10 protein-coding genes are annotated in these 9,859 nt (G+C 71.4%); 1 reads left to right on the forward strand and 9 read right to left on the reverse strand.

The window, feature by feature from the left end; genetic code table 11:
• The 4 genes from ACFP1K_RS40275 to ahcY form a co-directional block, all read right to left on the reverse strand.
• A partial coding sequence (locus ACFP1K_RS40275; RefSeq protein ID WP_380763720.1) for an RDD family protein occupies positions 1 to 657 on the reverse strand: 657 nt, incomplete at its 3' end.
• Positions 658 to 666: 9 nt separating this feature from the next.
• Positions 667 to 1,842: an ABC transporter ATP-binding protein gene (locus tag ACFP1K_RS40280; RefSeq protein ID WP_380763722.1), complete on the reverse strand. Its 1,176-nt coding sequence runs from the start codon at positions 1,840 to 1,842 to the stop codon at positions 667 to 669.
• Between the two features lie 196 nt (positions 1,843 to 2,038).
• Positions 2,039 to 3,292 (reverse strand): adenosylhomocysteinase, encoded by a 1,254-nt coding sequence (locus ACFP1K_RS40285; RefSeq protein WP_380763738.1) that lies wholly within the window; start codon positions 3,290 to 3,292, stop codon positions 2,039 to 2,041.
• A gap of 69 nt (positions 3,293 to 3,361) precedes the next feature.
• Positions 3,362 to 4,789, reverse strand: coding sequence for an adenosylhomocysteinase (ahcY, locus tag ACFP1K_RS40290; RefSeq protein ID WP_380763724.1), 1,428 nt, complete (start codon positions 4,787 to 4,789; stop codon positions 3,362 to 3,364).
• Positions 4,790 to 4,900: 111 nt separating this feature from the next.
• On the opposite strand from ahcY, the gene ACFP1K_RS40295 reads away from it, so the two are divergent.
• Complete coding sequence (locus ACFP1K_RS40295) at positions 4,901 to 5,233, forward strand: MerR family DNA-binding transcriptional regulator (RefSeq protein ID WP_380763726.1); 333 nt, start codon at positions 4,901 to 4,903, stop codon at positions 5,231 to 5,233.
• A gap of 96 nt (positions 5,234 to 5,329) precedes the next feature.
• On the opposite strand, the gene ACFP1K_RS40300 is transcribed toward ACFP1K_RS40295, so the two are convergent.
• The 5 genes from ACFP1K_RS40300 to ACFP1K_RS40320 form a co-directional block, all read right to left on the reverse strand.
• Positions 5,330 to 6,280 carry a cation diffusion facilitator family transporter gene (locus ACFP1K_RS40300; RefSeq protein WP_380763728.1) on the reverse strand — a complete coding sequence of 317 codons (951 nt, stop codon included), beginning with the start codon at positions 6,278 to 6,280 and terminating at the stop codon, positions 5,330 to 5,332.
• Positions 6,281 to 6,382: 102 nt separating this feature from the next.
• Entirely contained in the window at positions 6,383 to 7,507 is a 1,125-nt protein-coding gene (locus ACFP1K_RS40305) for an SIS domain-containing protein (RefSeq protein WP_380763730.1), read from the reverse strand.
• A complete protein-coding gene (locus ACFP1K_RS40310; RefSeq protein ID WP_380763732.1) occupies positions 7,504 to 7,677 on the reverse strand; it encodes a Trm112 family protein in 174 nt (57 codons plus the stop codon). Before ACFP1K_RS40310 ends, ACFP1K_RS40305 begins: the two co-directional genes overlap by 4 nt.
• A gap of 2 nt (positions 7,678 to 7,679) precedes the next feature.
• Positions 7,680 to 9,110 carry a phosphomannomutase/phosphoglucomutase gene (locus ACFP1K_RS40315; RefSeq protein WP_380763734.1) on the reverse strand — a complete coding sequence of 477 codons (1,431 nt, stop codon included), beginning with the start codon at positions 9,108 to 9,110 and terminating at the stop codon, positions 7,680 to 7,682.
• A gap of 133 nt (positions 9,111 to 9,243) precedes the next feature.
• Positions 9,244 to 9,612 carry a DUF3499 domain-containing protein gene (locus tag ACFP1K_RS40320; protein ID WP_380763736.1) on the reverse strand — a complete coding sequence of 123 codons (369 nt, stop codon included), beginning with the start codon at positions 9,610 to 9,612 and terminating at the stop codon, positions 9,244 to 9,246.
• Between the last annotated feature and the right edge of the window lie 247 nt (positions 9,613 to 9,859).

Consider the following 9,859-nt stretch of genomic DNA (forward strand, 5'->3'; position numbering starts at 1 on the left):
GGGTGGGGGGGAGACGTAGGAGGCGAACTCCGTGGCAATGCGCATTCCCATTTCGTGGCGGACGATCGGGGCCAGCTGGTGCCAGCGGGAGAGATACTGGCGGGCCGTGGCGGCGATGCCTTCGGGGAGGCGGGACAGCTCCAGGGTGGTCGCCCATGCGGCCAGTTGCGGCGGCATCTCGGGTGGGGGGGCCTGGCGGGGGCCCCGTTCGGAGATCACGATCGTTCCGGAGAACAGGTCGCCCAGGCGCTTTCCCTGCGCGGAGATCAGCGAGCTGATCAGGGCGGGTGCTCCGAGCAGCAGCCAGAACTCCACCACGCCGGCCAGGCCGCGGAACAAGGCCTGCCGGAAGCGTTCAGGCCCGCCGTCGTCGCTGACCACACGCAGGCCGAACACCAGTTTCCCCAGGCTGCGCCCTCGCGTGAGCGTCTCGCAGATCACCGGGTACCCGACCAGCACCAGCGCGCTCAGCAGGATGCTGATCGCCACCGCCACCGCCTGCTCGGTGACGAAGTCCAGCTGGCTCCACACCCATCCCAGCCCATAGATGGCGAGCCCTTGCAGAACCCCGTCAATGAGCAACGCCAGCCCCCGGGTGGGCAGCTGCGCCACCCGCACCTCGACGACGACCGCCTCACCGATCACGACATCCGACACGCCCCCACCCTATGGCCGCCCCCCACCCCCCGCGTCTGGACGGGAGAAGTGGAGACGGAGGGCCTCGGCGGTCTCGCCGAGCCCCCTGGCCTCGTGCGGGAGCCAGCAGGCGGACGCGTGGTCGCCGTCACCGGTCACACGGGCCAGCGGGGGAAGCTCGGCGGCGCAGACCGGCATGGCGTAGTGGCAGCGGGGGTGGAAGGGACAGCCGGGCGGGACGGCGGATGGGCCGGGGGGCTCGCCGGGGATGGGCGGGCGATGCCTCGGCGCGGGCGCGCCGGGGAGGGATTCCAGCAGGCCCTTGGTGTAGGGATGGTGGGGGTTGCGGCGGATCGTGTCCGTGGCGGCGCGCTCCACGATGCGGCCCGCGTACATCATCACGATCTCGTCGGCCGCCCGCGCCGCGAGCGCGAGGTCGCGGGTGGCGAGCAGCAGCGCGACGCCGGATTCCCGTCGCAACCGGTCAACCTGGTCGAGGATGTCCGCCGCCACGGTGGGATCCAGCCCGGCCGTGGGTTCCTCGGCGATCAGCAGCCGGGGACCCAGGGCGAGGGCCATCGCGATCATCACGCGCCGCCGGGTCCCGGCGGAGAGCTGGTGAGGGTATTCGCCGGCGCGCCGGTCCGGATGGTCCACCCCGGTCCGGCCGAGCAGCTCCACCGCCCGCCGCCGGGCCTCGGCACGGCCGACCCCTCGATCACGAGAGCGGATCAGCCACCCGATCTGCGTCCCGACCCGGTACAGCGGATGGAGCCCGGCTCCCCCGGCCGGCGCCCCGGCTTCCCCGTCCAGCACGCCGATCGACGCCCCGGCCCCGCCGGGCAGCACCCGGATCGACGCGCCGGCCCTCCCGGCCGGCATCCCTATCGACGCCCCGGCCCTCCCGGACGACGCCCCGGCCCCGCCGGGCAGCACCCCGATCGACGCCCCCCGGATCCGCCGCAGGCTCCGCGCGTCGAGCCCCAGGAGATCCGTCCCGTCGAACATCGCCTCCCCGGACACCCGCGCGCCCGGCGGCAGCCCCACCAGGGCCCGGACGCAGGCCGCCGCCCCGCTGCCCGTCTCCCCCACCACCGCCAGCGCCCGCCCCGCCGCGACCCCGAACGACACCCCCCGGACGATCTCCACCATCCCTCCCCCCGACGGGACGGTGACCTTCAGATTGGTTACCCGCAGTAACGCCATGCACCGGTCCGCGTGCCGGGAGGCAGGAGCGGGGCGTGGCGGGTCCGGCAGGGGGCGGGCCGGGGAGCGGGGGGCGTCATGAATGACAGGAACCCACTCCGCACGAGGGATGTCGAGGGTGGTTATGGAAGTGTTGGGGAGGCGCGACCCGTAAGTAATGCCGATTTGATTGGGGTTTGTCAGCGAATCACGACAATCACGAGCCGAAGCGCCAGGAGCGCAGGTAGTCGGCCTGGTCGGGCGTCAGGGTGTCGATGCCGATGCCCGCGGCGGCCAGCTTGAGACGGGCGACCTCGGCGTCGATCTCGCCGGGGACGTCGTAGACGCCGGGGGCCAGGCGGACGCGTTCCTCGGCGAGCCAGGCGACGGCCAGCGCCTGCGCGGAGAAGGACATGTCCATGACGGCGGCAGGGTGGCCCTCGGCGGCGGTGAGGTTGACCAGGCGGCCCTCGGCCAGCAGGTGGAGGCGGCGGCCGTCGGGCAGGACGTACTCGTCGGTGTAGGGGCGCACGCCCAGGTTGACGGAGTCGGCCATGCCCTCCAGGGCGCGGACGTCGATCTCGATGTCGAAGTGGCCGGCGTTGGCCAGGATGGCGCCGTCCTTCATCGCGACGAAGTGTTCGCCCCTGATGACGTCGCGGTTGCCGGTGACGGTGATGAACAGGTCGCCGATGACGGCGGCCTCCGCCATGGTGCGCACCTCGTAGCCCTGAAGGCTGGCGTCCAGCGCCTTGACGGGGTCGATCTCGGTGACCACCACCCGGGAGCCGTGCCCGCGGGCCCGCTCGGCGACGCCGCGCCCGCAGTAGCCGAACCCGGCGACCACGACGGTGCGGCCGGCCAGCAGCGTGTTGGTGGCCCGCGTGATGCCGTCCAGCGTCGACTGCCCGGTGCCGTACCGGTTGTCGAACATCCGCTTGGTGCGGGTGTCGTTGACGGCGACCACGGGGAACCGCAGGGCCTGCTCGGCGGCCATCTGCCGCAGCCGGATCACCCCGGTCGTGGTCTCCTCGCAGCCGCCGCTGACCCCCTTGAGCAGCTCGGTGCGCTCGGTGTGCAGGGTGTTGACGAGGTCGCAGCCGTCGTCCAGCACGATGTCGGGCCCGATGTCCAGCGCCTGGTGGATGTGGCGGTAGTAGGTGTCGCGGTCCACCCCGGCCCGCGCGTACACCTCCATGCCGTACGTCCGCAGCGCCGCCGCCACGTCGTTCTGCGTGGACAGCGGGTTGGACGCGGCCAGCGCGAGCTCGGCCCCGCCCGCGCGCAGGACACCGACGGCCACGGCGGTCTCGGCCGTGACGTGCAGGCATGCGGCGATCTTCAGGCCCTCCAGCGGCCGGGTCTCGCCGAACCGCGCGCCGAGGGCCCGCAGGACGGGCATGGAGCGCATCGCCCAGTCGATCCGCCGCTCGCCCGCCTCGGCCAGCGACGCGTCCGCCTTGTCCACGATTGCCCCCCAGTTGTGCGAAGGTCCCCGTGCGGCGCACGGGGACCCTCATTGGCCCTGCGGCCGAGTCGATCAGTAGCGGTAGTGGTCCGGCTTGTAGGGGCCCTCGACGTCCACGCCGATGTACTCCGCCTGCGCCTTGCTCAGCTTGGTCAGCTTCACGCCGAGCGCGTCGAGGTGGAGCCGCGCGACCTTCTCGTCCAGGTGCTTGGGCAGGGTGTAGACGCCGATCGGGTACTCCTCGGTCTTGGTGAAGAGCTCGATCTGCGCGATCACCTGGTTGGTGAACGAGTTGGACATCACGAAGCTCGGGTGGCCGGTGGCGCAGCCGAGGTTCATCAGGCGGCCCTCGGCGAGCACGAGAATCGAGTGGCCGTCGGGGAAGGTCCAGGTGTGGACCTGCGGCTTGATCTCGGTCTTCACCACGCCGGGCACCTTCGCCAGACCGGCCATGTCGATCTCGTTGTCGAAGTGGCCGATGTTGGAGACGATCGCCTGGTGCTTCATCCGGCCCATGTCGTCGGCCGTGATGATGTCGTAGTTGCCGGTGGTGGTGACGAAGATGTCGGCGATGCCGACGACCTCGTCCAGCGTGGTCACCTGGAAGCCGTCCATGGCGGCCTGCAGCGCGCAGATCGGGTCGATCTCGGTGACGATGACCCGGGCGCCCTGGCCGCGCAGCGCGTCGGCGCAGCCCTTGCCCACGTCGCCGTAGCCGCAGACGACGGCGACCTTGCCGCCGATCAGAACGTCGGTGGCGCGGTTGAGGCCGTCGATCACGCTGTGGCGGCAGCCGTACTTGTTGTCGAACTTCGACTTGGTCACCGAGTCGTTGACGTTGATGGCCGGGAACAGCAGGGTGCCGCTCTTGAACATCTCGTACAGGCGGTGCACGCCGGTGGTGGTCTCCTCGGTGACGCCGCGGATGCCCTCGGCCACCTGGGTCCAGCGGTTCTCGGAGGTGACGGTGCGGTGGAGGAGATCGAGGATGATCTTCCACTCCTCGGAGTCGCCCTCGGAGGCGGACGGCACGACGCCGGCCTTCTCGTACTCGGCGCCCTTGTGCACGAGCAGGGTGGCGTCACCGCCGTCGTCCAGGATCATGTTGGGGCCACCGCCGCCGGGCCACGCGAGGGCCTGGTCGGTGCACCACCAGTACTCCTCCAGGGTCTCGCCCTTCCAGGCGAACACCGGGACGCCCTTGGGGTCCTCGACGGTGCCCTGGGGGCCGACCACCACGGCGGCGGCGGCGTGGTCCTGGGTGGAGAAAATGTTGCAGCTCACCCAGCGCACGTCGGCGCCGAGCTCGACCAGGGTCTCGATGAGGACCGCGGTCTGGATGGTCATGTGGAGCGAGCCCATGATCTTGGCCCCGCTCAGTGGACGCGCACTCGCGTACTCACGGCGGATGGCCATCAGGCCCGGCATCTCGTGCTCCGCGAGCTGGATCTCCTTGCGGCCGAAATCGGCCAGTGCAAGGTCGGCGACCTTGAAGTCCATCTGTCTTCCCCTCAACCGGATCAAGTGCGTCTCTGCGAGTTTACGAGGCGTTCCTAGCCGGACGCACGCCTGGAGGCCCGAACCTGACACAAGAATGTAAGAATTGGTCTCATGCGCATCACAGAGGCCGCCAAACACCTCGGTTTGTCCCCCCGGATGCTCCGTTACCGGGAGGCGCTCGGCCTGCTGCCGCCCACCCGGGAGCGGGGCTCGCACCGGAGGTTCGGCCCGGACGAGCTGGCCGCCGTCGGCCAGGCGATGGAGCTGGAACGGCGGTTCGACGTCTCGCCGGCCGAGCTGGCGTTCGCCCTGCGCGTGCTCAGCGAGCCCTCCGTCGCGCAGGCCGTGCGCGACCTCGGCCTGCGCATCGGGCGCATCCACGCCCCCCGCCGCGCCCTCGACTTCGAGAAGGAGAAGGCCCTGCGCCTGCTGCGCGGCCGGTGACCCCGGGGGTGCGTGCGAGGCCCAGGCACGGACGCCCGTCCCGCCAGGTGCTCAGGTCGCCGAGGAGCGAGGCCCGGCGGCCCGGGCCGGCGAGGGTCAGGTGGCCGCGGACTCCGCGTCGCGGGTCTTGGCCCGGTCCTCGCGGTAAAGGTCGGGCTCGATGTAGATGACCCTGGCGATGGGGACGGCCTCGCGGATGCGGCGCTCGGCCTCGTCGATGCCCCGCGCCACCTCGGCGGCCGAGTCGTCGTGCCGGACGGCGATCTTGGCGGCGACCAGGAGCTCCTCGGGGCCGAGGTGGAGGGTCCGCATGTGGATGACCCGCTCCACCTCGGGCGCGGACTCGAGCGCGGCGCAGATCTTCTCCTCGGCCTCGGGGGTCGCGCTCTCGCCGATGAGCAGCGACTTGGTCTCCAGGGCCAGGATGACCGCGATGATGGCGAGCAGCACACCGATCATGAGGGTGCCGACGCCGTCCCACACGCCGTTCCCGGTGACCACGGCCATGGTGACGCCGAACAGCGCGAAGACCAGGCCGAGCAGCGCGCCGAGGTCCTCCAGGAGCACCACGGGCAGCTCGGGGGCCTTGGCCCGCCGGATGAACGTGACCCAGGAGACGTTCCCCTTGACGAGCAGGGACTCCTTGATCGCGGTGCGGAAGGAGAAGCTCTCGGCCACGATCGCGAAGACCAGCACGCCGAAGGCCCAGATCGGCGCCTCCACCTTGTGCGGGTGGCCGATCTTCTCGATGCCCTCGTACAGCGAGAACACCGCGCCGATGGTGAACAGCACGACCGCGACGACGAACGCGTAGAAGTAGCGCTCCCTGCCGTACCCGAACGGGTGCCTGCGGTTCTCGCGCCTGCGGGACCGGCGGTCGCCGAGCAGCAGCAGCGCCTGGTTGCCCGAGTCGGCCACCGAGTGGACCGACTCGGCGAGCATCGACGAGGAGCCCGTGAAAATGAATGCCACGAATTTGGCCACGGCGATCGCCAGGTTCGCGGCCAACGCCGCGAGGATCGCTCTGGTACCGCCGCCCGCGCTCACCGCTGGTCGCTCCTCAACTTTCAGCACTTCGTCCGTGCTGGTCAGTGCTTGCCCGTGATCGTCCGGATAAACGTTCCCGCCGGTCAGCGAGTCGTGGAAATCTTATTGGGTAATCCTGGCCTTAAGCTCGGCGATCGCGCGCACCGGGGTGGGATCGAGGCCGTATGCGATGGCCAGATAGACGCTGCCGTAGTCGACGAGGCCGATCAGGGACGCCAGCCGCTCCAGCGGGTGCTCACCCTCGGCGGTGATCTCGCTCACCGGCACGCCGCGGTCCTCCGCCAGCCGGACCGCCAGGGTGCGCCGCTTGGCGGCCCGGGGGTCCTCGTCGGTGTCGCGCAGCGCGAACAGGCGCAGCGCGGGAGTGGACTCCTCGCTGAAGATGTCCCGCTCGGCGAGGGGGCCGTCGAAGGCGGACACCAGGTCGTGCGCGGCTTCCGGGAGCTGTCCCCAGATAGCGGGATATTTTGCGTTCGTGTGGAGCTGGGAGGCCAGCCGGTGCGCGCCCACCGCCGCCAGCGGGGACGCCCCCCAGATCATCGGGATCGACCCGGCGACCTCCAGGGCCAGCGTCTTGCCCGGGTTGATGAACGTGTCGCTGGACGGACGGCAGCGGTGCGCGATGTCCTCCAGCCGCTGCGCCGTGGACTCGACCACCTGCGGGCTCACGTCGACCAGCCCGAGCGCCGACACCGCCACCAGCAGCGGCATGGCCAGGCCCCACAGGTTGGCCCTCGGCCGGCCGACCGCCCCCGCCACCGGCACCACCGGCAGATGGGGCGCGGACGCCTGCTCGGCGATGGCCGCGAGCGGCGACTCCGAGCGGCCCACCGTGACCAGGCGGCAGCCCCGCCGCACGGCCTCCAGCGCCAGGGCCAGGGTCTCCTCGGTGAGTCCTGAGCCGGACACCGCGATCAGCATGTCGGCCGCACCCACCCAGCCGGGCAGGCGGTCCGCGCGCACCGTCACGATCGGGATCGGCGTCCCCGGCCCGCACAACGCGGCCAGCACGTCCCCGGCGATGGCCGAGCCGCCCATGCCCGCCACCACGATGGCCCGGGGCCGGCCCTCCCCGGACAACCGGGCGACCACCCCCGCCTCCAGCGCGGCGCGATGCGACGCGCGTACCTGGGCCCCGGAGGTCGCCACGGCGGGCAGCATGCCCGACGCGTCGGCCTCGACGAGGTACCCGGGGTTGTCCAGCCGCTCGGGCTCGAAGGAGATCACGCCCGGCGAGCCTCGTCGACCAGAAGCACCGGGATGTCGTCGCGGATGGGATAGACCAGGCCGCACGTCTGCGAGGTGCAGGCCAGCTCGTCGCTCTCCGGCACGGGGTTCAACGGCGACTTGCACGCCGGGCAGGCCAGGATGTCGAGCAGCCAGTCGTCGATCTTCATGGTCAGCTCCTCACGGCGGCGAGCACCTCGTCCCGCACCGCCGCCATCTGATGTTCGTCGGCCGCCTCGGCGTTCAGCCGGAGGAGCGGCTCGGTGTTGGACGGACGAAGATTGAACCACCAGTCCGGACCGGACACCGTAAGGCCGTCCAGCTCGTCCACGCTCACCCCGTCGCGCCCGGTGTACTCCGCCCGGATCCGGGCCAGGGTGGCGGTCTGGTCGGCGACCCCGCTGTTGATCTCACCGGACGCGGCGTAGCGGGAGAAACGTTCCATCAGGTGCGACAGCGGCATGTCCTGCTCGCCGAGCGCGGCCAGCACGTGCAGCGCGGCCAGCATGCCCGAGTCGGCGAACCAGAAGTCGCGGAAGTAGTAGTGCGCGGAGTGCTCGCCGCCGAATACGGCGCCGGTGCGGGCCATCTCGGCCTTGATGTACGAGTGGCCGACCCGGGTGCGCACCGGGACACCGCCGTGCTCGGCGATGATCTCGGGCACGGCCCGCGAGGTGATCAGGTTGTGGATGACCGGGGCGCCGGGGTGCTTGGCCAGTTCGCGCACGGCCACCAGGGCCGTCACCGCCGACGGCGGCACCGACCGCCCGCGCTCGTCGATCACCCAGCACCGGTCGGCGTCGCCGTCGAAGGCCAGGCCGAGGTCCGCGCCCTTGTCCACGACGGCGGCCTGGAGGTCCAGCAGATTGGCGGGCTCCAGGGGGTTGGCCTCGTGGTTGGGGAAGTTCCCGTCCAGCTCGAAGAACAGCGGGATGACCTCCAGCGGAAGCCCGTCCAGCACCGGCGGCACGGTGTGCCCGGCCATTCCGTTCCCGGCGTCCACCACCACGCGCAGCGTGCGCGAGCCGGTCAGGTCGACCAGCCCTCGCAGGTGGGCGGCGTACCCGTCGAGCAGGTCCCGCCTGGTGACCGTCCCCGCCGTGACGGGGACGGCACGGCCCTGACCTGCCGGCTGATCGCGGTTCCGGTCGGTCGTCCCCGCGGCGAGGGTCGCGTCACCCCGTCCCGTCGTTTCATCGGCGAGGATCTCGGCGGTGCGGTCGCGGATCGCGGTCAGGCCGGTCTCGGCGCTCATCGCCACCGCGCCCGGCCGGCACATCTTCATGCCGTTGTAGCGCGCCGGATTGTGGCTGGCCGTAAACATCACGCCCGGTAGCCCGAGGCTGCCGCTGGCGTAGTAGAGAAGATCGGTGGAGCCGAGGCCCGCGTCGACGACGTCGGCGCCGCGGCTCGTCACGCCGCGGGCGAAGGCGGCGGCGAGGGGGGCGGAGGAGTCGCGCATGTCCCGGGCGATCACGACCGTGGAGGCTGCCAGCACCTCGGCGAAGGCGGCGCCCACGGCCTCGGCGGTGGCCTCGTCGAACTCCGCCGGGACGACGCCACGGATGTCGTACGCCTTGAAGATCTTGGCGAGGTCGCCCACTACCGCTCCGCCTCTAGGTCGGCTCCGTTTCGACACCGAGCCTACTGCGTTCCCTCGGGCGTTTTACCATGCCCGGATCACCCGCCCCGGCGGCCTTGACGCCGCCGTCACACCCCGGCCGCCCGACCCTTCCTCACCGCTCCACGTTCTGCTGCTGCGCCGACCTGAGCACCCGAAGATGCCCGCGTCTGCCGACCTCGACGCCCTGACCCACAGGCTCACCCGAGGCCGGCGCCGGACGCGCCGCCTCACGCACCGCGTTGGCCAGCGCCTCGAGGTCGTCGGTGCTGGGTTGCCCCGCCTCCGACGGCAGCCGCACGACCTCCCACCCACGGGGCGCCGTAAGCCGCTCCGCATGGTCCGCGCAGAGGTCGTAGCAGTGTGGTTCGACGTACGTCGCCAGCGGGCCGAGCACAGCGGTCGAGTCGGCGTAGACGTACGTGAGTGTGAAGACGGCAGGCTGCCTGCAGGCGGTACGGGAACAGCTGCGGACGGGGCTCACGGAGGGACCGTATCCGGTCCGCGTTGACATTGCCACCACCCCGCACCTCTTAACGAGCGTGTCGCCACAATTCGGGCACCCCCCACCCCTTTCCGGCCCCCACGCCCACGCCTGAATCCCCACCTCCACCACTCTCCGTACACAGCCCCTCATGACGACGCTTCCGGTCCCCACCCATCACCCGTCACAGCCCCGCACGCAGTCCCCTATGACGAGCGCTTCCCGGTCCCCACCCCCCCGCCCCCAC

Origin of the sequence: Sphaerisporangium aureirubrum, assembly GCF_042658925.1 — a bacterium.
In the GTDB taxonomy this organism is placed as follows: domain Bacteria; phylum Actinomycetota; class Actinomycetes; order Streptosporangiales; family Streptosporangiaceae; genus Sphaerisporangium; species Sphaerisporangium aureirubrum.

What these genes read in the sequence shown, in the direction of transcription:
- ACFP1K_RS40280 (WP_380763722.1), bottom strand. Translation starts at nt 1,842, where the DNA reads ATGGCGTTACTGCGGGTAACCAATCTGAAGGTCACCGTCCCGTCGGGG.
- ahcY (WP_380763724.1), bottom strand. Translation starts at nt 4,789, where the DNA reads ATGGACTTCAAGGTCGCCGACCTTGCACTGGCCGATTTCGGCCGCAAG.
- ACFP1K_RS40295 (WP_380763726.1), top strand. Translation starts at nt 4,901, where the DNA reads ATGCGCATCACAGAGGCCGCCAAACACCTCGGTTTGTCCCCCCGGATG.
- ACFP1K_RS40310 (WP_380763732.1), bottom strand. Translation starts at nt 7,677, where the DNA reads ATGAAGATCGACGACTGGCTGCTCGACATCCTGGCCTGCCCGGCGTGC.